The sequence below is a fragment of the Salicibibacter cibarius genome, assembly GCF_016495725.1.
GTDB classification, from domain to species: Bacteria; Bacillota; Bacilli; order Bacillales; family Marinococcaceae; genus Salicibibacter; species Salicibibacter cibarius.
The window spans coordinates 4,030,187-4,053,581 of sequence record NZ_CP054705.1; the positions used below are offsets into that span (position 1 = coordinate 4,030,187).

Consider the following 23,395-nt stretch of genomic DNA (forward strand, 5'->3'; position numbering starts at 1 on the left):
TGGAGATTCCTCACATTCGTAACCGAAAGTTATGAATTAGGCTATCCCCGTAGTCTCTAAGATTAATCGTAGTGCTTCATTACGAATATTTATACTTGCATTAATATCTCGATGATAAAAGATAGAACTATGCTATAATAGAAAGACAATAAACAGCCTATCCAGGGGTGGGCGTTCACCTTGCAAACCTTGATATCACTGGCACCCTTTTCTCAAGGGAGAAGGGAGGTGAACCGTCATGATAATTACGTACGAAGCAGCCATGCTATGTGTGGCTGTGGCCACGTTAGTGGTGATAATTATTAAAAATGACGACCAAAAAAAGAAGTAACCACCCCTGGGCAACAATCCAAAGTGGTTACTTCATCTAAAAACTAGGTGAACAAAACCCTTGGTACGGGTTGTTCTATTGGAAGACCGTCGGTGCTACCAACACCGCACGGTCTTTTTTAGCTTCTGTCTCTTCTAATTTCATTATACAATCTTTCTGATCGCAAAGCAAACACCAAAGACCATTCATCCGAACACTAAGCCCTGAACCTTCAAACACAAAAACCAACCACCAGCTCCTAAAAGCATGGCGAGAGAAAGTGGAAAAGAATATCTTAACAGCAGAGCCACAATTAAAATTAACACGGCTGTTGCCGGAAATCCCCATAATACACCCATGGCAAACTTACTGATTTCCTCAGCGCTATTCCCTTGAAAAGAAAGCCAAATTAAACTTAGTAAACTTACGAGAGGCAGTGCCGCAATAATACCACCAATTGTTGGAAATCGGTGTGCAATTTCAGTAATAACACCAATGATTAGAGCAGATATAAGGATTTTTACTGCGGTGAACAAGCTTTCGCCTCCCAGCTTAAGATCGCAAAGGCGTTTTTGATCGTGTCTGCCTCTTCTTTTGTCAAACTATTAAGAATGTTCGCTAGCTTTTCTTCATTAAGCTGTGTATTGCGAGACAAGATTTTTTTGCCATCTTCAGTTATTACAACGTGAACTCTCCGTTCGTCCTCTGTACTTCTTATTTTGGCAACCCAGCTCTTTTGAATGAGGCGTTTCACATGCTCAGAAGCTGTATTGTGACTAACGGATAAAAAGTTAGATAATTCACCAACCGTTGCTTTGCCGTTAAAATCGAGATATTGAAGCATACGAATAGCTTGGTGAGTAATCGGTTCTTGATGCTCATAGTGAAGGTGATAATAAATCTCTGTCCAATTCCGGTTAATTGCTTCACTTAAGGATTGGTTCATAAATAGGCTCCTTTATATCGTTTATTACGATACAATCATATCATATGACTTTATAATCATCAATGCACCTAAATGAAGCTGAACTTAAAAAGACGCAACCCGCTCCACGTGAATTGCGTCCCGTTTATTTATCAAACACTTGGAACGAGGGATTGATCACAAGCAATAACCGTTTACAAAGCAAATGAATCAAAACCTAAATTTCTATTAAAGCTGTCCTATTCTTTATGATTTCAAAAATAAACACCCTTTACTTCACAAATCTTGCGAAAAATAATGAACCATAATCCCATGCATACGAGTAAGAAGCCTGCCGAGGCCAAGTACACGAACTGGACACCGATATTTTCAGCAATAATACCCACCGTTAAAGCGCCGATACCGAACGCTAATGTTGTTACTGCTTCATTAACAGCATATACGTACGGCAATTTTTCTCCGGAGATTTTCTGCTGTAAAATGGTATGCATGCCGACTCCTCGAAGCTGTTGGAAGACCCCAACACCTACAGATAGCAAAAGGGCAAGCAAAGGCAGGGTAATTAATGCATACGTGCCGGTAACAAGTGCTGATCCCAGAAAACCAAACAGCACGATTCGTGTGAGCTGACGCCGAAAAAAATGCTCCCGTGCATAAACGATAACTCCTGTCATAATTAGCCCAATAAAAAAACTAGCATTGATCCATCCCCACCAGATCTCCGAGACCCCAAGTGCTTCCTCAACGAAAACATAGACAATCGCCGCGATCCAAATGACACCTACCGCTGCATCCATGAATGAAATGGCAATGAAATTGCGAAGCCAGGAAAGTCGTCGTACTTCTTCCCATCCCGTGAGCATTTCTCCAAAGAGTGAGCTTTTTCGGGACTGTGCTTTGATCACAGAAGTTTCTTGTCTAATCGTCCAAAAAACAGATGTTGCAATAACGTACAAGGCAAAAACCACGATCAATAAGGGTTCGGCACCGAACAGAGCGAGGAAAACGCCACCTAACGCCCAGCAACCAAACTCAACCGTTTGGTAGACGATAGCCGCTGTACTGTTTGCTTTTACAAGTGCTTCTGTCTGCACAAATCGAGGGATTAGTGCATCGCTTGCGGGATCGGAACATCCATCAAGAAAAGCAAGAAGGCTGATGAGGATGAAGATCAAGGATAGCTCTCCATAAAAAACAATTAAAATTAACAGGATGAAAAGTGCCGTTTTTAAAATCTGTGCGGATAAAAGAATCATCGGCAACGGGTAACGTTGAAAGAAAACGGGAACGACCAAACCCGAAACAAATCTCGTAAACGTGATCGTCACAGGTACGAGACTCATAAAAATTGGCGAATGGCTAGCTTCATATATGAGCTGCATTAAACAGACGATATAGAGCACCATGCCTGCACCGTTAAACGCTTGGCCTGTCACAAGACGAGTGAACGTACTGTGCATATATAACATCCTCTCTCTGTATTCAATTTTCTGTTGTGTTAGAGAGAGGAAGATTTACATATGTGTGATCACTCCCGTTTTGATGGAAATTTCTTTCTACCGCTAAAACGTTAGATCTAACCCTATTGTTATTCGAGTTCCTTCACAAACAATACCCTATCTTGAGACGGTCCATCATAATCTGCTATCACTGATATATCATCTACTGTTTTATCACCCTGTTCAATATCAAAGCCCATTCTTGTGTGATAGGCAATAGACGTTTTATTGACCGGCGAAGTAACGCAACGTACTTTGTTTCGATTTTCACTTTGCACTGTAGAGAAAAATTGGTTATAGAGCTCATTTCCTATTCTTCGTTTACGGTACTCCGGGTGAACACCAACAAAATGTATGTAAGCTTCATCTGACTGGGACTGAGATAAAAATCCAATCAAAAAACCTTTAATCTCTCCATGTTCTTCAGCAATAAAGCTTGTGTCATTAAAGTGATCAAAAAATAATTTCGGCAACATGTCTGACATTTGCCGTCCACCCCACCAATCATTTATTAACGGTGATAATACGTAGTAATCTGAACTGTTAACTGTTCGAATCTCCATGGTTTATCCTCCAATATTACCAGATTAAACATAAAACTCCATATGCGGTTTTTCCTGCTTATAATAATCCAGTCTATCTTGCAAAGTCCCAGTATGAAACTCAAATTTATGGCCATCAGGATCTGTGAAATAAATAGACTTTTTGTCTTTTTCACTCCTGGGGCGACCGGATAAGATATTTACGTCCAGATCCTCTAATTTGTTATAAATGCTAACAAAGTCAGCCTCTTCAATGGTAAAAGCAACATGAGTGTATGACTGACTTATTTCATTGCGAGGAATATCTTCCTCTACATTAAGCGCTAACCACATGCCATTCAAATCAAAATAAGCGGTGCTTTTTCCTTTAACCAGTAATTTAGCTTCAAATACATCTTGGTAAAACTCAATGGATTTTTCCAAATCAGAAACGGAAAATAAAAAATGATTAAGCCCCTTTATAAACAACTGTATTCACCTCAACACAAACTTTTTCACATCTTTATAGAAGCGGTTACTGTTATTAATACTTATATCCCCCAAAAAGAGCATGACCCGCTTTTACCCACCATGCATCTATGTCAGAAAAGCCCGCTTGCTGAAGGGCATTTAATTGTTCCATCAACGTGGACGGTTTGTCGACAGGATCACCCGGATGCTCAAACAAATTCCATTCTGCATTGAGAAAATATTCATAAGCTTGAAGGTTCCCCTCTAACTTTAGGGATTGTTTTTTCGTGACGTCATCCCAACTACGACTCATGCTGCGCCTGCCTATTTCATTTACCGGTTTTACAATGTCAGCGATCAAAAGGACTCCGTTATTTTGCAAATTCGAATAAAGCTTTTTAAATAAATCTTGTTTTTGTTGAAAAGAAAGATGGTGAATGGCAAGGCTGCTCACAAAGCATCTTACTTTATTCGGTAAATCATTTAGCCATGAAGCGTCAAAAAGATCGAAATGACGAAATTCTAAACGGTCAGCGTACTGTTCGAGTCGATCTTTTGTATATTTCAACATTTCCGGAGATCCATCCAAAGCAATAACATGTGCTTTAGGGAAGGTGCTTGCAATGGTTTCAGTTAACCAACCTCCACCCGTAGCGATGTCTACAACGACGAAATCTTCATCATGATTTGCTGGAATAAGATCGATAAAAGTCTTCGCCAATTCGCCCCGTTCTGGGACAAATACTCGCCCGTAACGGAGGAACACTTCCGTATCTGATTCATTCCATTTTTGATCCATCACTGTTTGCTCCTTCCAACGTACTGCAGTCGTAAATATCTATTGTCTAAACCATCTGTTTTTATTATAAGGATCTGTTTGCTAAACTTAAAACTAAACGAGGAGGCATACAAAATGAACGTTACCGAATTTCAATCATGGGTCAAAGACTATTATGAATCAAGAGGCTGGTCTGAACTTGATAGTTTCATACGTATTGGTTTTCTCGCTGAAGAAACAGGAGAAGTCGCAAGGGCTATAAGAGCTATGGAAATTGGCCGTGATCAACCTGACGAGTATAAAGGAACAACTGATGAGTTAAAACAAGACCTTACCGAAGAATTAGGGGATGTTTTAGGCAATGTCATCGTGATTGCCAATAAATATAACATCGCTCTTGAGGATGTTTTTCAAGCCCACCATGAAAAGCTACAAAAACGTTATGAAAAATAGTGCTTTGAGTAGGGAATTTTCTATTGCGAAAGTTCCCTTTTATGAAATCGCTAATTCACGAAGAAACTATAGGATCTTACGATAAATGTCTTCAACCAAATCCTCTTTTGCCGATGCTCCAACACTGACACTTAAATGCTTATTCACTCTTTCGAATTCCGGTTTCATATCAATGATGACATTTATTACCTCATCCAGCTGCCCGGAGCTATCCCATCTCTGTAACCGTTCTAATTGCCATTTTTTTAAAGGACTTCTTTCCCCCTCAATCTTTGCCCAATCTCCAAATGAATTGGGTTGTATTCCCATCTCCATGTACCAACCTGTAACGATAGATAACCGCAAACAATCCAGGCAGTGCATGGCATAATAGCATTCACCTCTCGCGGCTCTTCTATATACCTCGTGCAAAAAAGCAAAGTGTTTTGTGCGCCAAGCTTCTACATCTTCAATGCTAAATTGATATTGCAGTTGATTTGATCTCAGCTGAACCTTATTCACAATGTTGTAAGGATCATAAACAATGTGCAAATCTTGAAGCCAGACGGATGGCATAAGATCACTTTCTTCGTAATAAAAAATATCGGCTTTAATAAATGAATCGAAATGGGCGATAATAAAACTTTCGTGTTCATAACCTTCAAAAAATAATATGTTCCCCCAATGATGAGCTCTCTCCTTCTTCTTATCCCTGTATTCCTGAACCTTACTACCTTCAACTACGATCCTTAAATCAATGTCAGAAAACATGTCGGTATTCCCACTGCCTAATGAACCGCCATAAAATATCGCTTTGACATTCCTATCCTGTGTCAAATCACTTTCAATATGATTCATCAATCGCTTTCGATGTATCGGCAATTCCAAGTCTCTCTGCTTATGTCCATGAAACTGATCCATCACCCACTATCCCCCTAAAAATTTCCTGATTTCAATCAAAAATTGCACCCTTATCTGTTTTATTGAATACCATCTTTATTTGGGATTCCGTGTTTCGAGCGATCGAAAGCGGCGGCAAATGATCATGGTCAAAGAATCCAACCTCGCTCGTTTCCATCCCTTTCACCGCCTTTCCACCTACAATCTCGCATTGAAAAAACATTTTGTAAATATGATGCAATGTAGGTGGATGCGGGTGGCGTTTCATATCCAGAACTGCCAACAACCTTGTAGGTGTCACATCAAATCCGGCTTCCTCTTTCACTTCTTGGACAGCCACTTCGCTTGCGGTTAAACCGATATCCGCCCAACCGCCTGGCAAAGACCAATAACCACTCTTCTTTTCTTTCACCATAAGAATTTTATTGTCCTTAAAGACAGCCGATCGCACGTCTACTTTTGGGGTGGCATACCCTGTGTCATTGGCAAAAATATCTTTGACTTTCTCTTGACCCATGTCCGATTGTTCAGCAATCATCTCAACGCTTATGTTTCTAATCAACTCAAATCTTTCCATATCAAATTCATCGGTTGAATAAGCTAAACCAGATTGTGCAATGGATTGAAGCTGCTTGGCCCATTCCAGCCATTTAGGTTCCAATCTTTCATCACCTCCATAAAAAGTATTTATAACATTCTATACATTAAAATATCATCAACGAATTTACCATCAATTAAAAATTCGTCTTTTAGCATTTCTTGCTCTTTAAAGCCCTGTGAAATATAAAATTGAATAGCAGAACGATTTGTAGAAAGCACACGTATTGAAATTTTAACGAAACCGTTCTTTTTCCCCCAAGAAAATACATGATTCAATAGTGCTTTTCCTACACCTTTTCTTTGAAAGTCAGGGTGAACGCCTATATCAATATCTAATACATGACTGTTAGACTTTAGACCTGTAGGATTTTTATATCCAATATAACCTGCAACCTTATCATTAATAATAGCAACAAATTGTTTTCCAACTGGACAATGTTTAGAATACTCCTCTACTGATTCCCAATAAAAGAACGCTGGAGTGTTAGACTTATTCCAAATTAAATTATTTAAGTCCATTAGCTCTTCAGAATCAGATTCTTTAGTTTGCCTAATGTAAATGCTCAAAATCCCATCCCCTTTAACCTAAAGTGGCATAAGGATTTCCTTATACAACACTGGATCCAATCAGTTTTATGCGTTTTTGCTTGCAATCAATTTCTGCCTTAGTGCCCATCGGCAGAATGAAAAATGGATCTGTATGGCCAAAATCCATATTGCTGATGATCGGCAGATCATATTGATGAAATTCATCTTGAATAACGTTCATTAATACATTATCCAATTGTTCTTTATCTTGAGACGAATAATCTCTAGCCCTGCCAAACATCAGTCCTTGAATGCGGTCGAAAATCCCTTGCATACCATAACTTCTGAGAACCCGTTTTATTTGATTGACTGTCGTTGTCCCTTCACCATTCTCTAAAAACAGGATCTTATCATCAAAAAACTTATCTTCAGGGAAATACTTTGTCCCTTTCATCATCTCAAAAACTTCAATATTACCGCCAAATAGCCTTCCCTTTTTATGCTTTGACCTTGTAACCAGTTCCATCCCTGTGAATTAAGATTTTGTTCATTTAGTTTGCCTGTATTCTCAGGATCAGACCAATCCGGATAACCTTCCGACCAATACTAAAAAGGTTTATACTCACAGCCATCATTTTGATTAAATAAAAGATCTGTAATGTGTTGCTTATATTCTTCGCCTATACTCTGTAGTTGAGAGATACCCCCTGCCATGATCGTCGGTCCGTAAAAAGTGACCAATCCTAACTGATTACAATAGGTGAGAAATGTTGTATTGTCAGAGAAACCCATAATAATCTTGGGGTTTTTTTGAATAACTTCCTGATCCAAATAGGGAAGGATCCTTACGGAATCGTCTCCTCCAATTGAACTTATAATCGCTTTTATATCTGGATCTGCAAAAGCTTCATTGATATTCTCTGCTCTTTCTTTTGGATTGTGATAGAGGTGATTCGGATCGGCTCGTGCTGTACTCAACTCCCAAACGTTAAGACCAAATTCTTCCTTTAATATCTGAATCCCTTGATCAAAAATATGGGGAAACAAGCTAGGAACACCAGTTGAAGGAGATAAAACAGCAACAGTATCCCCATTTTGCAAGCGTGATGGAGAAATAAAATTCATTTTAGACTTCCTTTCTAAGGCAAGAATGGCATCCCTTTCATTGAAAAAGGTAGTTAACCGTGTTGATTGATCACATTTGTATTGCTCACCCATTTTGCTACATAACCATCTATAATCTCTTTTTTCTCAACATTATCCTGAAATGCAGGAAATATACTTATAATATGCACAGCTAGATAATAAATGGGTTCCAACAGTCGAACAATTGAAAATTCACACCTAAGTTCATCGATTTGGCCAAAATCCGTCCATTCACATAAATACGCGCTTAATATCTCTTCGCTTAGCCCTTCAGAAAAGAAATCAGCCACTTCTTCCACTAAACGAACAACACTTAGAAAGGGGTGGGTAATGGAACTATTAGACCAATCATAAATCAGTGGTTCCTCATTCTCAACAATGACATTGCCTCCAAATAAGTCACCATGATCAATGGATAACGGCAGTTTAGAATCTAATGTTTGTACTAATGACAGAACACTGGGGATGCTATTTAATAGCGCTTGATAAGACGTATGAGAAATATAATTTTTTAGAGAGTTTATCGTTTTTTTCACTTGCTTTTCGGTAAGTACTGTTTTAATCGGTCTATTTGGAACAATGGGCTTTATTTGTAATTCGTCATAAATGTATTTTTGCTGAAGGCTAGCGATTCGCTGAGCAGTTATTTTCCATTGTTGAATGTCTTTGGAATAGCCAAGAAGCTGTCCTTTCATTTCTTTCATCATGTATGTATTCTTTTCTTCATGGATTGCAATAATTTCTGGTACATATTCTGGCATACTTTTATGAACAAATGGCTCATGTGCAAAAATTGGTGGAACTGTTTTGACGTAATAGTTATCGTTATGGCCATGGACTTTTAGTAGCAATCCTTTTTCCCAACTTCTTACTTGTTCAATGGTGTAGCAGTTACCCGTCAATTTGTTTCTTATCCATTTATCCATTTCATCCCGGAAACCATATTGAAGCCATGGCATTTGATTAAATTCGTTCTTTTTCCATGCTTGTAATACCCTTTGCTGCCGTGAGGTTAGAAGATTGAAAATATCCTCACTGAATGGATTTATCCAATCAATACAAGTCATGTCATATGGAATTTCCTTATTCAAGACCTCCACTTCATAAATTAACCTTGATTCTTCTTTCTTCCAGCACTTCACTACATTAGTCATTAGCCGGTACTGTCTGTAGAAGTATTCATTTATTCGTTTTATGTCCGCAATATGAAAAGAATCACATTGAAAGTGAGGAAATGAAATACTGTCATTATGGTTATCAAATAACATCAAGTTTTCTCTCTTGGCGTACACAATAAATAGATAAAGGATTTGAATGCACCTCTTGAGCAACTAAAGTTTTTTCTTCATTGAAACAACTTTAATGTTGATACCATTTGGTTTATGTACAACGTCTTCATCATAAACAGCATAACCCAGGGAACTATATAACTGTATATTTTTTTGTACAGTCATACGGACTTTGCATAAAATTGTAGATAGTTCAGCCTTATTTGCATAGTCCTCTAAGGATTTTAATAACTCTTTTGCAATGCCTATCCCTTGTTTTTCTGGAATAACCGATAGACGATAAAAATTTAACCCTTCATTTTTTAATTGAAATCGCACCATACCGACCGGTTGATTTTCTTCATAAGCAATCAGTGCCTTTTCCCCTTTGCCTAATGCATCCGAAACTGACTGAACAGTTTCATCTAAAGCGCTAGATGGCGGAGTTTCATGCTTATATTCCAAAAAAGCTTGAATCATTAAATTATGAATGACTGCCGCTTCTGAAGTTGTTGCTGGATTAATTACCATTCTGATCACCTCTACATTTTTAACTATAAGTATTCCGGCAAACGATGCTTATACATGTCGACCGCATCTGTATTTTCTCTTAATGTGGCAATTGTTTTGGGATGCGGTTTTGTATAAATGATTGGATAATCCTTTTCGCCGGCCTCTTCATCTATCCTAAACGCTAACAATTCTTCATCCGTTGAAAATTGAGCGTCGATACCTTTTTTATTCCCTCGAGCATCTACTCGAATCCATTTATTAAGCGTTCTTAGAAAAATGGCATTTAGGGCATGGATGCAATACCCTTTTTCGGGTACATCAAACAACATTAAGCGTTGATAACAAAAGCCCGTTGGGATATTTTGCGAGCGTAATAATGCAGCAAGTAAATGGGACTTTGCATAACAGATTCCTTCTCTATAAGCCAAAGTATCTGAAGCTACACATGTCACCCTGGTTCCTTGGATATCCCATGAATGACGAATGTCATCTCTTACAAATTCGAATGCAATTTTAGCTTTCTCTACTTCTGTTTGAGAGCGATCAAAAAGTTCAGCAATTTTATCCTGAATGATCGGTTGGGAATAGTTAACCTCATTAGAGTCAAGCAAATAATCATTCATTTCCTCAGACTCACAGACCAGATTCATAGCTCAAACACCCTTTTGTTTATGTATATTTATTATTAATTAAGTATAATTATACATTGTTATTTGACCTTTTCAAAGTGCTTACAATATGCAAGTTATTCGCCCTCCATTACTTTCACTGATTTTCCCATTCATTTCGCAAGATGCCCATTTTAATCGCATCGTACCTTTGGCCGTCCACGATTCTGGCTTCCCGAATCCTAGCTTCTTCCACCATGCCTACTTTTCGTGCAACTTGCATCATGCGGTCATTACCGGACCATGTTGATATTCCCAGACGGTGTAATGAGGTATGATTAAATAGATAGTCCACCCACATTCTGAAGGCTTTGGTTCCGTAACCTCCATTCCAAAATTCGGGGTTATAAATCACGATGCCTATTTCCAACCAATCCGTATTCTTATCGACCCAATAGGAATTTAATGTGCCCATAAATTCACCATCAACCTTCACAACTAATAAGCTTGGAACTTCACCTTTATTAATGTTTTGAAAGGATTGATGAAATTCATCTTTGGTAAGATGGGGCTCCTCAATATACGGTCCATTCCATTTTTTTGCTTCTTGTTTTTCTTCCTCATACTTCCAATAGTAAATTTCGCTTAAATCTTTGTTCGTTGGTTCTCTTAACATTATCTTTGACTCTTGCTCTTTCATTTGTGCCAATTCTTATTCATCCTCACTTGTTTTTAGGGTTTTAAGTTTCTTATTCGTCTTCACTTGAAAGTATACAAGAGAACGTTTTTCTTGAGAAATAACACAAAAATACCGCCTTATTTTATGGTGCTGTTCTATACGAACAGAAAGTAGGTTTAAGAATTAGATGGCATCCAAAATTGAAAAGGAGATGGCTTCTATGCTTTTTAACGGGGAAAGCGTTCATCTTAGAAAAATGTCCAGCGAAGATGTTTCTACTTACCATCAATAGAGAAACGATATGGAGGTCATGCAATTTACAAATCCATCTTTAGATCACTAGCATTGCATTAATTAAGACAGAATGATCCAAAGACATCGAATGTTCAAAAATAAAAAGGTTGGACCATAAAAAAATCCTTTATAATGGAAAGACGGGTGGTATCCTGTCCAAATCCAATATAAAGGACTCTAGCTTATGGACAAGCATACCCTATTTTCTTCATTTGGTAAATGGATCGCACCGATTAACTTTCAACAATTGCAAGAACAAGTGATGGACTTGCGTCAAGATGCTTATACGAAAAAGCTGACAACCAAAGCTTATATTCAATTGTTTCTCCTTGCTCACTTACAAGAGACCGATAGTCTGCCGGCGATTTCAGCCGGGTTGTTAGATGAAGATCTACAACAGGCGGTTGGGTTTGAAGCCATTAGCCCTTCTCAACTGTCTCGGAAGCACCGAGGCGTCGATCCATCTTTGTTATCGACGATCTTTGTGGATCTCGTGCACCAAATTCGGCACTTTCACCAAAAATCATCATCCCGCCGCATGCCGTTAAAGATCATTGATTCAAGCACCATCCCTCTTAATCTCACGCGGTACAAGTGGGCGGAGTTCCGAAAAACGAAAGCAGGGGTGAAGCTCCACTTGCGCCTGGTCTATATGGATCGGCACACGACCTATCCGGACAAGGCGGTGTTAACGCCGGCAAAGGAACATGACCGCGGGCAACTCGAAGTGCTCGTGGATGACAAGGAAGCCATGTATGTCTTTGACCGTGGCTACATTGACTACGAACGCTTTGATCGAATGACCGATGATGGGTATTTTTTCGTTTCCCGCCTTCGGAAAAATGCTTTTATTCGGGTGCTTGACTCGTTTCCTTTGGATGATGACAGTCCTGTGCTTTCCGATCAGATGGTAGTGATCGGAACCTATCAAAACCGCACGGAGAACGCGTTTCGTCTTCTAAAAGTGGACGACACCAAAGGCAACCAACTTCTCCTGATTACGAATCGTTTTGATATAAGTGCCGAAGAAGTCGCAGACCTGTATCGTGATCGTTGGGCGATTGAGTTATTTTTTAAATGGTTGAAACAGCATGTGAAGATCAAGGCTTTTTATGGATTCGACGAAACAGCTGTCCACAATCAAATCTTTCTTGCGCTTATTGTATATTGTCTCCATGTGCTGATACAGCTGGAAACAAACAGCAAAAAGCGGATTTTGCAAATCTCCCGGTGGCTCAAAGCTGCCCTGTGGAAACCATCAAGGGTGTGGACACGCCGATTTGATAATCGTTCCGTTCCTTAGAAGTCATTCCTTGTTGTTGGCACTCGAGGACCTAAATGTATAAAATTACCAAATGGACAGGGCGACCCTTTGTTCAGGGTTAGCTTTTTTTCATTCAATAACCATACACAATATAACTGAATTTTCTCTCAACATTTATGCAATGCTAGTGTCTTTAGATATGTTTACATATGCTGATACTGAAAGCTTCGTTAAAAACATAACCTCATCAAGTCATTCAAAAAGCTACATAATCGAGGACATCGAAACTAAACATCCCTTATCAACATTGATTATGAAAATCGTGATGCTGAGTGCATCATTGACATTGGAGATAAAAATTTATGGAGCAAAGGTTTCGGACGAGAGACATTCCAGCTTTTGTTAGACTTTGCATTTAAAGAGATGAACTTACACAAAGTTTATTTACGTGTATTTTCATTATTAGTTAAAAAGTATTGCATCTCATTGCCATGACTAATATGTTGCACTCCTTTGTTCAAAAATCATGCCCGTTAACAGTTTAACGAATCTACTGTATTTATTAAAATTGATAAAAGCTTTAACAGCTCTAGAGAATTAACTCCACTTCTCACCCATTTTGTGACTAAGGAGAAAAAAACCAGCTTTGGAGAAGTGATAAAAAAATAGACCCAATTTGAAGGGGATCTCACCGACCGTAAAGTTCTTAAAATCATTTCCATATGCCTTTTGTGTATAAAATGTTCTTTGGATTTATAACAATTAATATCAAAGCGACGACAAAATAAGAAAGCATAACATACACTAAAACATCTAATAAATCACCCCTAATTATCACAAGTGAAAAATTAAATAGTTGGTGAGTAACAATCGGTACTACAAGGTTTTTATTCAAGTTGTAGAACAACGTCACAATAATCGAAAAAGATACAATTCCAATCATAAAAAGTACAATATATTTGATTAAATCTGTACCCGTATAACCCGAGGCAAACCATAATGGAGTATGCCAAAATCCCCATAAAACACCTACTATTAGAGCCGATATCAATGGAGAATACTTCTTTTGAAGTTCATTTAAGGCATATCCTCTCCAACCTAACTCTTCACCTAAAGGTCCCCTCACTAATTGATCTAAAAATGCTAGAGATAGGATTCCAAGACCTGCAAGTGATATTGATAAACCTTGAGTATCAGTTGTATTTGATAGCAGAAATATTGTTACGGCGATGATTATAACTTGGATAATCAATATAGTGCCAAGAACAGAAAACCTAATCCTTGGAGCAAATTGCTGTTTTACAAAATCCTTTAACCTTAATCCCGGATAGATTCTTTTAAATAAAATAATAAATGCAAATGTTGATGACCATGCGGCAATGATTTGTAAAATGTTTGTTATGCTCTCTGGTGCACCTAAAACAATGCCTATGCCGATAATCATAAATAGAACAATAAATATTACATAAGTTAAAACAACAAAACTGATCAATGGCCTTTTTAATGTTTTTATTTTTCCTATACTGACCTACCCCTTAGATAAATTAATAGCATGTATATTGATATTCGATCCCAAATTACTAAAAACATTTCACCACTTCCAACCATATTCTCTAATATAAACGATTTGACCTACATGATAGGCATAGTGAGCCATTCATTTTTCTATTGCTTCTAATACCGTATGACGTACACACCTTTCATTTTGGACAAAACAAAGCTGATAATGAAACCAGCATGACTGAGCAGCATCTAACATCACCTCTTTGAATGATGCGATGATGCTTGCACCTTTGATTAGATTAGACATAGATCGCTAGCAACAAAGTTCCGCCGATAATCATTATAAAAAGGCAGAAAAGTATCTGAATGGTCTTAGGATTCATATCTTCGTTTTGTGTTGGCTTTTGACGTTCTTCTTTGACTTCAGTCTCAGAGGTTAACCATGAGTGATTGCGCTTGCTCCTTGTTCCATGTATATCTAACCTTGATGGGAAAGATCTTTTGTCTCGCCCCATATTATGTTTTTCTACTTCGTTATCTTCTGTATCATCCATCATACTTTATCTACAGAGGGCACCTCCTTTTAATGCCATAGCCTCTCGGCGTTCACAAAGACTGATGCGACAAGGAATGCCATGACGCATGCTTTTTGCTCTCCTCCCCCGGTAGACGCTATGAACCATGCCTTTTAAAGAGCTTTATAAGATTATCACCCTTTTGTCCCTTTGCCCGAACCACCTCCATCGCTTTCTAATTCCGAGAAACTCTGGCCAAGTTTATCTATCTTATGTTCTTTCTTTTCCCTGTCTCCCCTGTATGAATCACTATCTTCTGACTTTATAAACCTTCTTATAGTTGGTCACTCGAAGAAAAGCCTTCACTAGAAGTTGGGTGGGTTACGAAATAAAAAGATTATCATGAATAGACTTATAAATATTATCAATAACCAAATGCCGATTAAAAGCAGATTAACGGACTTTCCTTTTTCTCTCGCCTTCATCTCTTTAATGTGAGCCATAATCAAGCCTATTAAGGGAAAAATGCCAATTACAAAGAAAACTGAAAACAGGCCAATGAATACACTATGTATGAGTTGTGCAACGGTGACATTTCGAATAAGGTATATACATAAAAGCACTCCCACGCATAACAAGGATAAAGGGAAAAAATTAATTTTGCCTATCAATAAAGATACTCCCTTCTTTTCCTTCTTTCCAATGATGGATGTGATAGTCATATCTCAACAAAAGAACATTTATTTGAGCATTTTCGTGTATGGATGACCATGATAGACCTATGCCATCATACAGGTAAAGGTTCATATTGATATAGATTTTTATAATAGGTGATCAGAGTGTATTTGAGAAAAACTAGGGATGTAAATTACTGTTTAAAGTAAAATACAATCAATCATACACTTACCGTTTATGGAAACAAATAACAGGGTAACCTTTCACATAGTATACTACTTTAAAGCAGAGAAGCATATAGATGTTCTTGAAAATTTCACAACTATGACAAGCCGTACCCATATAGTAGCATCTTTATTTTTGCGGCTTCCGGCTTAGGTAAATGGTGAAACCATTAAGGTTAATCGCATCTACATCTGCCATCAACACATCTTGTGCCATTTCACATCTCACCGACCGTATGTACAAGTCAACCATCGATCGATTCTGCAAAAGAATATATATTGTCTTTAGGTATCTTATTCATAACGCATGGCCTCGATTCGATCGAGTTTCGCTGCCTTATTTGCAGGTAAGATCCCGAATACAATCCCAAGGAGAATGACAGGGATCGAAAAAAGGACGGCCAACCGGCAAAAAAATGAAACCGTATTTGCAAGTCCCAGCTCCTCATCCGGTTCCAACCAACCCGCCAATCGTTGTAAGCGTCATCGCCTCAATAAGGAACTACAGAAGAATATTGGCGCGCGTTGCTCCCAAAGATTTTCCGCAAGCCAACCTCCCTCGTTCTTTCGGTGACTGAAACCAACAAAATGTTCATGACACCTATGCCGCCAACAACGAGTGCGATTCCCGCAACACCCCCAATAATGATGGTGGTAATGTTTGTCACCTGAGAAATCCCTTCTTCAATTTCCTCCATATTCAATACTTCATACTCTCCCGCCAGAGAATGATTTTCGTTTAAGATTTGAGTCGCACCTTCCCCCGCTCCTTGTATATAATCGGCTGAGGTGGCTTGCACGTTGAGAACATCCATATCATCCGTTCCAGACAATATCGGCCATACTGTCTGGGAAATAAGCACCTCATCCATGGTAAAGTCAAATAAACTCTGATTTCCCCGGGTAGCCCCCCACAATTTCACAAGGTGTATTTTCGATATCGACAATTTGTCCAATCGGATCCTGTTCGTTATCAAAAAGCTCCTCAAATAACCCTTCACTCACAGTCGTAATTCTACACCCCATGTCAACATCTCGGTCATCAATAAGTCGACCGTTCACAGCAGATAATTCATTTAATTGATAATAACTTTCGTTTAATGCGGTCACTTGTGCTGTCGTATTTTCCTACGTATAACCGACTTCTGTCGAAGTCTGAGCATAGGCAATCACTTGCTCAACGGTCGAGATCGCCTCGATGGCACGAATATCCTCTTCTGTATATTACGTAGCGGAATAATGATCAACACCACTCCCCCATTACCCATCAGAAGGATTGTAATAAACCACAACGATGTTTTTGGCCCCGCCGGCAAATTGAGAAGTGAGCACTTGAAAATACAAACAAACATTGAGAGAAATACAACTGAATACAATCGAACCGTAGCCAAGCATCAACTAAAGCATCCCAAACATTGTTATAGAGTTATTAGGCAAACTAAAAACAGATGCTGAAAAAGAAGCATCTGTTAAACATTCATATATAGTATTTGGATCTTTCCAGTGAGTATTTCAACACCACGCGAGATTATAACACTTTTAAATATTACGCAAGGGGGTTCAAAAATAGTTCATTATAAAATGAAATGCATTACTTGTTTTCACTATACTTTATTTTATCTATGGGTCTACTTTTTGTGTGATATTCACGTTCCATGCTATGTGCGGTTCTGGTTCAAAGGTGATTCATCCCCCCATTTTACACTTCGTAGGAAGCGGGGAGCTTCTCACCTAAACCGATAAACGTTACGTTGAAAAAGATATCTTTGTCCAAAAATGATGAATTATGTATTATAATGAAGATGTAGCCGCACTGTATAGGGTCATGGCTACCACTCCCTGCAGAAAGGGGGTGATAATGTTGGTTGAAGCGTTGCTTTTTCTACTCCTATGCCTGTTGATCCAGGCTATATGGGATAGAAAAAAAGTAAGACAAGCTATGCGACAGCTTGCCTTACGATGCGCGGAATGGTTCAAGGATGATTAATCCTGAACCGCCAATATTAGAGGGGGCTTTTGCTCCCTCTCCCTATACAGTATTATACAATAATCATTAAAATTATGCTACCCTAGGAAAAAAGAGAAGATTCCATGGCTTTCCAATAAATAAACACCGACAGTCTCTCAATAGAAGATATCCCTCGGAGATAAGCGTTCTCTTTTTGAGCGGAATGGTTATCCTCTGATGCTATCGTAAAATAAAACCGCACGAAATCAAAGGTTTGTTCTTTTTGACAATAGTTGCGTCCGTACATAAATTGTATAATCCGTCTTTATAAATGCTTAAAGTGCCCATATGTATTGGTGGAGACGGCGGGAGTTGATTTAGGGGTAAAATTATATTTCTAAAAATAAGCTGAAACCTGCATAAAATCAGTGTTTCAGCTTACCTGCTTAATGATGGATGTTACACCTTTTACACGGCTTTTGTTCCCAAAATGTTCCCACGTAAATTTAGTTTGTAGGGCACGAACTTCCGTCAATGTGCATTCCTTTTTATTCACCATATTATGCCTGTTTCCACTTAACCTAACGAAAATTTCCTTGAACGGATAGGTAAGGGTTGATCACGATAACATCATTTAAATTGTCCTGTGGAGAGTCCACAGGACAATATTGGTTGATTTTTTCATAAGCAACTCTTCAATCATTTTTAAGGGCTTGATCAATCAGTTGTAGCACTTGTTTTTCGGATTCAGTTTTGTACAGTTTTGCAATCAATGATTTTAGTACGTCCATTTCATCAATGCTTTTAACCTTATGTTGAATGTCGTTCGACCTTAGACCAAATCGGGATTCCAGATAAGAAAGAATAGCCTCTTGAATAACTTCTTTCCCCTCTTGTCTTCCTTCTTCAATGCCATCCTCATAAACCTTTTGGGCGATACGGGTCATCTTAAACACCTCCATCATTTTGTCTACATAGGAGTCTTCGAGAAATTTATCCGCAATGCCTACCGTCGTACCTATTAACTGGAAGCGTTGTTTTTCATCTTTCACTTGATTGGCTAGTTCCACAACGTCTGTAGCTAATTCTGTGCGTTTTTTCTTGGAATGCATCAACGGAAGAAAAACCAGTTGTAACTGTTCATCATCATCTAGTGTTTCCTGATGGTAAACCTTATATGACAGCCTACGAAAAATATCATCCCCGTCATAATCCTTCATATAAATAGCGTTGGCACGGTATTGGATGGATCCGTGGTCAAGATGTTCATCGGCTTTCGTTATATCAGCGCCATAAATGACATACGTATAGATATTTCGCCCTGTTTTGTCATATAAGGCTGTATCATACAATTTGAACCGTTTGAGATCGTTTATGCTGAAGGTTGTTTGAAACTCAAGGTGCAGGTAAGTGTCATCTTGTAACAAAAACACAAAATCCATGCGGCGTTCGTTGACGTCAATCACAGGTAAATCCGTTGGTTCCACACGAAGAATGGGGGCGGTATAGATCCCATAAAAGTTCAACGCTTTTTGGCCAAATTGTTCCGTCATAGCCTTAAAAATAATATCATAATTCTGTTCGGAGATCTTTTTCTTTGGCATGCCCTCACCTTACCTTACTTCCATTATACCATGGATATTGATTGTTGTGTCAGACTTATTCGTTGTGATTTTCTATCCTCTGAATGTGGGTCCATTCTCCACATTGAGATTTATTGCTTCATTATAGAACCCATTGCAAAATCTAAACACAAAGGTAAGATCGCACATCATGAAAGTTACCACAACCTATGATATGCGAAGGTTCTACCGATGGCTCATGCCGACTCTAGCACAAGCTATAAGAACAAACATCTCACGGAAACCGAGCGCCGGCAAATCCAGGCCCTGCACAGCAAGCTTAAGTCTTCGTGCCATTGCCAGGGAACTTGGCCAGCCAGCGAATACCATAAAGCGTGAATTGGAGCTTAGAGCAGCTTGCTTCCAACTTGGAAGGTGACACAGAAATATTTCGCCGATACGAACTAGTACAACGTATCATAAATTCTTTCCCAGAATAAAAGTTCAAAAATGATATCAAAAATTGGTGTTATTTGACTCTTCTCGATGGTTGATTTTACCATATGAGTAGAAAATACCATCTGGGAGAGGGGCCCATAAAGTTGTTATTTACGTTTGACGCGAGTACCGAACAACGCCAAAAATTAGCCAACCTCCTTCGCAGTGGAAAGACCGAGGTTCGTATTCAATTCCGCGCTCAAATCATTTGGTCTCTAGCTGTTCTGGGCCAAAGCATAGCTAAGGTGGCACGCCAGCAACAGACATCGAAAAAGACGGTACGTAAATGGCGAGATCGGTTTATGTCTGATGGTGTTGAGGGCTTGCGTGATCAACCCCGGCCTGGTGCACCGCCGACATATACGATCGAAGAACGGTGTGAAGTCATCGCGATCGCCTGCGACGCCCCCAAACATTACGGGTTTGGGGAACGCCCTCAATGGACGCTCGATCTATTGGTAGAAACCATCGAAGCTGAACACGATTTGAAACCCATGAGCCGTTCGAGTATCCATCGAACGTTGATCCACAATGATCTCAAACCGCACAAGTTCCAAATGTGGCTTCACAGCAAGGATCCACACTTCAAGGAAAAAGTGAATTCGATCGTGTCTTTATACTTGAATCCGCCCGCAGATACCCGCGTGCTTTGTATCGACGAGAAAACGGGGATACAAGCCCTGGAGCGAAAATATGAAACGAAACGTCCAAAACCTGGCGTCACCGGACGGTTCGAACATGAATACATGCGTCACGGGACACAATCGTTATTCGCCAGTTTCGATATTCAAACCGGGGAAGTATTTGCTCAATGCCGTTCCGGACGGAAAGCGGAAGATATTCAAGCCTTTATGGAAGATCTGGCCGAGCATTACCAAGATGACACCAACATCACTGTGATCTGGGATAATCTCAACATCCATTATGACGAACCAAGTCAACGGTGGACAACCTTCAACCAAGGCCACGCCAACACATTCACATTTGTCTATACGCCGATTCATGCGTCGTGGATGAATCAAATCGACATTTTCTTTTCCATCTTGCAAAGACGCTGTTTGAAACATGCCAGTTTTCATTCTGTCCAAGATTTGGCTGAAAAGGTCATGGCTTTCATTCATCGCTGGAATGAAACCGATGGCCACCCATTCGAATGGATGTTTAAAGGCTATCCTATGCAAAATGCGGAAAAGGAGGCGGCTTAAATGGTTGAACCTATCATGAGTGCAGCCAAGTCAACGCTTAAGGATGCCCTTCATGAGCAAGGGTTTACCCACCTTAATGTTCGAACGCATGGCCCTCATCTTGTTATCTATTCTGAGGAAGACGGAGAAAAGGTCAATCGCGCGAGATTGACACGATTCAATGATCAGACGTATGAACTAAGCATGAGCAATCATCGCGGAAAATGGGAAGCAACCCCTTTTTCCGGTACAATGGCTGAAATGCTCACCTTACTAACCAAACAATTTCCGTTTACACTCACCGAATGGTAAACCGAACCAGGGAAGGAATTTCTGGAATAGAGTACTAGCGTGTATACAAAACAAACCGACAGAATTGCGGACGTAAGTGCCGTTGGCTGATGGAGGCATGGAGCCCGGTTAAGAATCCTCCACGAGAAATGGTCGCCGGATGTATGTGTCGGACGCGAAAAAGCGCAAGGAGACTGAGAGGTTCCGATCCCGTGTACACGTATCCTTTACACCTTCATCAACAATGGGCTCCTTGACATGAAAAACATTGATCTGAATTTGAACGTGCGCCGTTCTACGAAGAAGCAACGGTCCCGCCAGTATAAAAAAGTGCTAGGCCTAAGCATCTAGGCACGTGAACCGGACGTGGGCACCCATTGATAAAATATGAAAAGAGCTGATAATTTGACCAGCTCTTTTTTAGATTAAATGAAAACTTTTCAATGCGTGTATCTTGATTTCTTTTCTTTGTTTCATTTAACACATAAACGTAATTTCCTTGAAGGTCAAAAAGAGACCCCTAATATTTTTTTGGGTTGGCTACATGGCCAATCGCGTTAACTTTCTCTTATCAATCTCATCTCTTAGGAGGTGAAGGTAGGGTGGTGGTTGTATGAATCAGATTGAAAGCGTATGGTCATTGACGATACCCCATAACGATTACGAGTTAGCCTCACCATGGGAAAACCAATGAGCATAATAAAGACTTTAGAAACTATTAGCCGAACAAAAGTCCTGAATGTAAAAACTTAACTCAAAACCTACTTAAGATTTTTTCTTGCTTATCAACTGTTTAACAATTGGATAAAGTAAAAACAGCACCGCCGCGATCATAATGATGAGTGATGTTGGCCGGGCGATGAATATAGAGAAATCACCGTGTGACATGATTAACGCTTGTCTAAAAGAATCTTCAGCGAGCGGGCCAAGGATTAAAGCCAGTATAAATGGAGCTGTTGGATAATCTAATTTTTTAAAGAAAAACCCTAATATACCAAAAGCAATGGCGACCCACACATTAAACACTGTATAAGCAAGGCTGAACGCACCAATAACACAAATGAAAACTACAATGCCATTTAAATACCACTGGCCATAGTACATCATTTTAATGAATGATGGCACTAAAAAGATATTAGCGAACAACAGCAAGATGTTAGCAATAAACAAACCGACAATAATGGTCCATACCACATCAGGTGATGTATCGAAAATACGGGGGCCAGGTTGAAGTCCGTAAATTATGAGCACACCAAGTAATATAGCTGTTGTTGCACTCCCTGGTATCCCTAAAGCGAAAGTAGGAATAAGTGAACCGCCTACGGATGCATTGTTAGCTGCTTCCGGCCCGGCCAATCCCTCCATTTTACCTTTCCCAAATTTATCCGGTTCTTTCGATTGCCCTTTTTCCACGGAATAAGATAAAAATGTTGAAAGAGATGCCCCCGCTCCAGGTAACACCCCGAAGAATGTTCCAATGCCTGTACCACGTATCGTAGAAGCAAACGTCCCTTTGATGTCTCGCCAACTTGGGAATATATTCCCTAATTTCATATTGCCTTTTTTCATGTTTAATTTAAAAGAACGTTCAATATTGAATAGAATTTCACCAATTGCATAGAGTCCGATGATCACGGCAACAAAATCAAGACCTTCAATCAAATGGGGTGAATATTCATAGCGGCCCGTTCCAGAAATAAAATCCAAACCAATGGTGGAAAGTAAAAAACCCAGGACTGCCATGATTATTGATTTTAAATAACCCCGATCAGTCAGCGATGCAATCGCAGCGATCCCAAATAAAATAAGCGCAAAATACTCAGGAGCTGCAAAATACAAGGCCAAATCTGCAAGCAAAGGTGCGAATATAGCTAATATAAGAAGAGAAATAACCCCAGCGATAAAAGAGGAGACGGCTGAAATGCCAAGCGCAATGCCTCCACGCCCTTGTGTCATCATAGGATAGCCATCAAACGTTGATACAATGGCCGCGGCATCACCTGGGATATTGATTAATATGGAAGTCACACGCCCGCCATACATGCTCCCGAGGTAAATACTGGCCAAAAACACAAGTGCCATTGAAGCTTCCATGCCAAGCGTAACCGGGAATAGCAACGCTAAACCGGCAGATGAACCCAAGCCTGGCAATATCCCAACCAATGTGCCGGCTATGGCCCCAAGTAGAATAATCAAAATCATCTCCATGCTGAAGACATACTCAAGACCTAATTGGACATTTTCTAGAAAATTCATGCT

Annotated in this window: 24 protein-coding genes and 1 pseudogene; 4 read left to right on the top strand and 21 right to left on the bottom strand. The window is 39.4% G+C overall.

The genetic code is table 11. The annotated features are described in order from the left end of the window. Positions 1 to 516: 516 nt before the first annotated feature. From HUG15_RS20350 to HUG15_RS20375, 6 genes are all read right to left on the bottom strand, one after another. Positions 517 to 846: a DUF3147 family protein gene (locus HUG15_RS20350; RefSeq protein WP_200125279.1), complete on the bottom strand. Its 330-nt coding sequence runs from the start codon at positions 844 to 846 to the stop codon at positions 517 to 519. Continuing rightward, entirely contained in the window at positions 831 to 1,256 is a 426-nt protein-coding gene (locus tag HUG15_RS20355; RefSeq protein ID WP_200125281.1) for a MarR family winged helix-turn-helix transcriptional regulator, read from the bottom strand. The genes HUG15_RS20350 and HUG15_RS20355 overlap by 16 nt, the downstream gene beginning before the upstream one ends. A gap of 233 nt (positions 1,257 to 1,489) precedes the next feature. Then, positions 1,490 to 2,695, bottom strand: coding sequence for an MFS transporter (locus tag HUG15_RS20360; RefSeq protein ID WP_200125283.1), 1,206 nt, complete (start codon positions 2,693 to 2,695; stop codon positions 1,490 to 1,492). A gap of 128 nt (positions 2,696 to 2,823) precedes the next feature. Beyond that, the gene (locus tag HUG15_RS20365) at positions 2,824 to 3,297 is read right to left on the bottom strand and encodes a GNAT family N-acetyltransferase (protein ID WP_200125285.1); all 474 of its coding nucleotides are present in this window, start codon (positions 3,295 to 3,297) and stop codon (positions 2,824 to 2,826) included. A gap of 24 nt (positions 3,298 to 3,321) precedes the next feature. Further along, positions 3,322 to 3,744, bottom strand: a complete 423-nt coding sequence (fosM, locus tag HUG15_RS20370; protein ID WP_200125287.1) for a FosM family fosfomycin resistance protein — start codon at positions 3,742 to 3,744, stop codon at positions 3,322 to 3,324. A gap of 55 nt (positions 3,745 to 3,799) precedes the next feature. Then, on the bottom strand, positions 3,800 to 4,525 hold the full coding sequence (locus tag HUG15_RS20375; protein ID WP_200125289.1) for a class I SAM-dependent methyltransferase: 726 nt from the start codon (positions 4,523 to 4,525) through the stop codon (positions 3,800 to 3,802). A 114-nt stretch (positions 4,526 to 4,639) separates the two neighbouring features. Between HUG15_RS20375 and HUG15_RS20380 the strand changes: the two genes are divergently transcribed. Further along, the gene (locus tag HUG15_RS20380; protein WP_200125291.1) at positions 4,640 to 4,957 is read left to right on the top strand and encodes a MazG nucleotide pyrophosphohydrolase domain-containing protein; all 318 of its coding nucleotides are present in this window, start codon (positions 4,640 to 4,642) and stop codon (positions 4,955 to 4,957) included. Positions 4,958 to 5,023: 66 nt separating this feature from the next. Here HUG15_RS20380 and HUG15_RS20385 read toward each other — a convergent pair whose 3' ends face one another. From HUG15_RS20385 to HUG15_RS20425, 9 genes are all read right to left on the bottom strand, one after another. Then, a complete protein-coding gene (locus tag HUG15_RS20385) occupies positions 5,024 to 5,857 on the bottom strand; it encodes a nucleotidyltransferase domain-containing protein (protein ID WP_200125293.1) in 834 nt (277 codons plus the stop codon). Positions 5,858 to 5,888: 31 nt separating this feature from the next. Beyond that, entirely contained in the window at positions 5,889 to 6,497 is a 609-nt protein-coding gene (locus HUG15_RS20390) for an NUDIX hydrolase (RefSeq protein ID WP_200125295.1), read from the bottom strand. Between the two features lie 26 nt (positions 6,498 to 6,523). Beyond that, a complete protein-coding gene (locus HUG15_RS20395; protein ID WP_200125305.1) occupies positions 6,524 to 7,003 on the bottom strand; it encodes a GNAT family N-acetyltransferase in 480 nt (159 codons plus the stop codon). 40 nt (positions 7,004 to 7,043) lie between these two features. Then, complete coding sequence (locus tag HUG15_RS20400; RefSeq protein WP_200125307.1) at positions 7,044 to 7,490, bottom strand: S66 peptidase family protein; 447 nt, start codon at positions 7,488 to 7,490, stop codon at positions 7,044 to 7,046. 80 nt (positions 7,491 to 7,570) lie between these two features. After that, positions 7,571 to 8,182, bottom strand: a complete 612-nt coding sequence (locus HUG15_RS20405; RefSeq protein WP_200125309.1) for an LD-carboxypeptidase — start codon at positions 8,180 to 8,182, stop codon at positions 7,571 to 7,573. Next, positions 8,143 to 9,201, bottom strand: a complete 1,059-nt coding sequence (locus tag HUG15_RS20410; protein ID WP_211202292.1) for a phosphotransferase — start codon at positions 9,199 to 9,201, stop codon at positions 8,143 to 8,145. The genes HUG15_RS20405 and HUG15_RS20410 overlap by 40 nt, the downstream gene beginning before the upstream one ends. Before the next feature lie 240 nt (positions 9,202 to 9,441). Continuing rightward, the gene (locus HUG15_RS20415) at positions 9,442 to 9,909 is read right to left on the bottom strand and encodes a GNAT family N-acetyltransferase (RefSeq protein WP_200125312.1); all 468 of its coding nucleotides are present in this window, start codon (positions 9,907 to 9,909) and stop codon (positions 9,442 to 9,444) included. 23 nt (positions 9,910 to 9,932) lie between these two features. After that, positions 9,933 to 10,541, bottom strand: a complete 609-nt coding sequence (locus tag HUG15_RS20420; protein WP_200125314.1) for a transglutaminase-like domain-containing protein — start codon at positions 10,539 to 10,541, stop codon at positions 9,933 to 9,935. A gap of 115 nt (positions 10,542 to 10,656) precedes the next feature. Next, a complete protein-coding gene (locus HUG15_RS20425; RefSeq protein ID WP_200129077.1) occupies positions 10,657 to 11,199 on the bottom strand; it encodes a GNAT family N-acetyltransferase in 543 nt (180 codons plus the stop codon). A gap of 457 nt (positions 11,200 to 11,656) precedes the next feature. Between HUG15_RS20425 and HUG15_RS20430 the strand changes: the two genes are divergently transcribed. Continuing rightward, positions 11,657 to 12,775 carry an IS4 family transposase gene (locus HUG15_RS20430; RefSeq protein ID WP_200125316.1) on the top strand — a complete coding sequence of 373 codons (1,119 nt, stop codon included), beginning with the start codon at positions 11,657 to 11,659 and terminating at the stop codon, positions 12,773 to 12,775. Positions 12,776 to 13,448: 673 nt separating this feature from the next. Here HUG15_RS20430 and HUG15_RS20435 read toward each other — a convergent pair. The 5 genes and pseudogenes from HUG15_RS20435 to HUG15_RS20460 all read right to left on the bottom strand — a co-directional run bounded on the left by HUG15_RS20435 (position 13,449) and on the right by HUG15_RS20460 (position 19,205). Further along, positions 13,449 to 14,228 (bottom strand): CPBP family intramembrane glutamic endopeptidase, encoded by a 780-nt coding sequence (locus HUG15_RS20435; protein ID WP_246516419.1) that lies wholly within the window; start codon positions 14,226 to 14,228, stop codon positions 13,449 to 13,451. Positions 14,229 to 14,538: 310 nt separating this feature from the next. Beyond that, positions 14,539 to 14,793: a hypothetical protein gene (locus HUG15_RS20440; protein ID WP_200125318.1), complete on the bottom strand. Its 255-nt coding sequence runs from the start codon at positions 14,791 to 14,793 to the stop codon at positions 14,539 to 14,541. Positions 14,794 to 15,947: 1,154 nt separating this feature from the next. Beyond that, positions 15,948 to 16,420: pseudogene (locus HUG15_RS23765) on the bottom strand (ABC transporter permease); the annotation flags it as partial. Between the two features lie 112 nt (positions 16,421 to 16,532). Continuing rightward, positions 16,533 to 16,763: an ABC transporter permease gene (locus tag HUG15_RS20455; RefSeq protein ID WP_200125325.1), complete on the bottom strand. Its 231-nt coding sequence runs from the start codon at positions 16,761 to 16,763 to the stop codon at positions 16,533 to 16,535. A 1,533-nt stretch (positions 16,764 to 18,296) separates the two neighbouring features. Continuing rightward, positions 18,297 to 19,205 carry an RpnC/YadD family protein gene (locus HUG15_RS20460; protein WP_200125327.1) on the bottom strand — a complete coding sequence of 303 codons (909 nt, stop codon included), beginning with the start codon at positions 19,203 to 19,205 and terminating at the stop codon, positions 18,297 to 18,299. A 560-nt stretch (positions 19,206 to 19,765) separates the two neighbouring features. Between HUG15_RS20460 and HUG15_RS20465 the strand changes: the two genes are divergently transcribed. Together HUG15_RS20465 and HUG15_RS20470 are read left to right on the top strand one after the other, a co-directional pair. Continuing rightward, positions 19,766 to 20,866 (top strand): IS630 family transposase, encoded by a 1,101-nt coding sequence (locus HUG15_RS20465; protein ID WP_200125329.1) that lies wholly within the window; start codon positions 19,766 to 19,768, stop codon positions 20,864 to 20,866. Next, on the top strand, positions 20,867 to 21,157 hold the full coding sequence (locus tag HUG15_RS20470) for a hypothetical protein (protein WP_200125331.1): 291 nt from the start codon (positions 20,867 to 20,869) through the stop codon (positions 21,155 to 21,157). A gap of 744 nt (positions 21,158 to 21,901) precedes the next feature. Here HUG15_RS20470 and HUG15_RS20475 read toward each other — a convergent pair. Beyond that, the gene (locus HUG15_RS20475) at positions 21,902 to 23,392 is read right to left on the bottom strand and encodes a tripartite tricarboxylate transporter permease (protein ID WP_200125333.1); all 1,491 of its coding nucleotides are present in this window, start codon (positions 23,390 to 23,392) and stop codon (positions 21,902 to 21,904) included. Positions 23,393 to 23,395 lie beyond the last annotated feature (3 nt).

What these genes read in the sequence shown, in the direction of transcription:
- HUG15_RS20405 (WP_200125309.1), bottom strand. Translation starts at nt 8,182, where the DNA reads ATGGGTGAGCAATACAAATGTGATCAATCAACACGGTTAACTACCTTT.
- HUG15_RS20415 (WP_200125312.1), bottom strand. Translation starts at nt 9,909, where the DNA reads ATGGTAATTAATCCAGCAACAACTTCAGAAGCGGCAGTCATTCATAAT.
- HUG15_RS20420 (WP_200125314.1), bottom strand. Translation starts at nt 10,541, where the DNA reads ATGAATCTGGTCTGTGAGTCTGAGGAAATGAATGATTATTTGCTTGAC.
- HUG15_RS20380 (WP_200125291.1), top strand. Translation starts at nt 4,640, where the DNA reads ATGAACGTTACCGAATTTCAATCATGGGTCAAAGACTATTATGAATCA.
- HUG15_RS20425 (WP_200129077.1), bottom strand. Translation starts at nt 11,199, where the DNA reads ATGAAAGAGCAAGAGTCAAAGATAATGTTAAGAGAACCAACGAACAAA.
- HUG15_RS20400 (WP_200125307.1), bottom strand. Translation starts at nt 7,490, where the DNA reads ATGGAACTGGTTACAAGGTCAAAGCATAAAAAGGGAAGGCTATTTGGC.
- HUG15_RS20385 (WP_200125293.1), bottom strand. Translation starts at nt 5,857, where the DNA reads ATGGATCAGTTTCATGGACATAAGCAGAGAGACTTGGAATTGCCGATA.
- HUG15_RS20360 (WP_200125283.1), bottom strand. Translation starts at nt 2,695, where the DNA reads ATGCACAGTACGTTCACTCGTCTTGTGACAGGCCAAGCGTTTAACGGT.
- HUG15_RS20430 (WP_200125316.1), top strand. Translation starts at nt 11,657, where the DNA reads ATGGACAAGCATACCCTATTTTCTTCATTTGGTAAATGGATCGCACCG.
- HUG15_RS20470 (WP_200125331.1), top strand. Translation starts at nt 20,867, where the DNA reads ATGGTTGAACCTATCATGAGTGCAGCCAAGTCAACGCTTAAGGATGCC.
- HUG15_RS20365 (WP_200125285.1), bottom strand. Translation starts at nt 3,297, where the DNA reads ATGGAGATTCGAACAGTTAACAGTTCAGATTACTACGTATTATCACCG.
- HUG15_RS20375 (WP_200125289.1), bottom strand. Translation starts at nt 4,525, where the DNA reads ATGGATCAAAAATGGAATGAATCAGATACGGAAGTGTTCCTCCGTTAC.
- HUG15_RS20460 (WP_200125327.1), bottom strand. Translation starts at nt 19,205, where the DNA reads ATGCCAAAGAAAAAGATCTCCGAACAGAATTATGATATTATTTTTAAG.
- HUG15_RS20440 (WP_200125318.1), bottom strand. Translation starts at nt 14,793, where the DNA reads ATGGATGATACAGAAGATAACGAAGTAGAAAAACATAATATGGGGCGA.
- HUG15_RS20355 (WP_200125281.1), bottom strand. Translation starts at nt 1,256, where the DNA reads ATGAACCAATCCTTAAGTGAAGCAATTAACCGGAATTGGACAGAGATT.
- HUG15_RS20475 (WP_200125333.1), bottom strand. Translation starts at nt 23,392, where the DNA reads ATGAATTTTCTAGAAAATGTCCAATTAGGTCTTGAGTATGTCTTCAGC.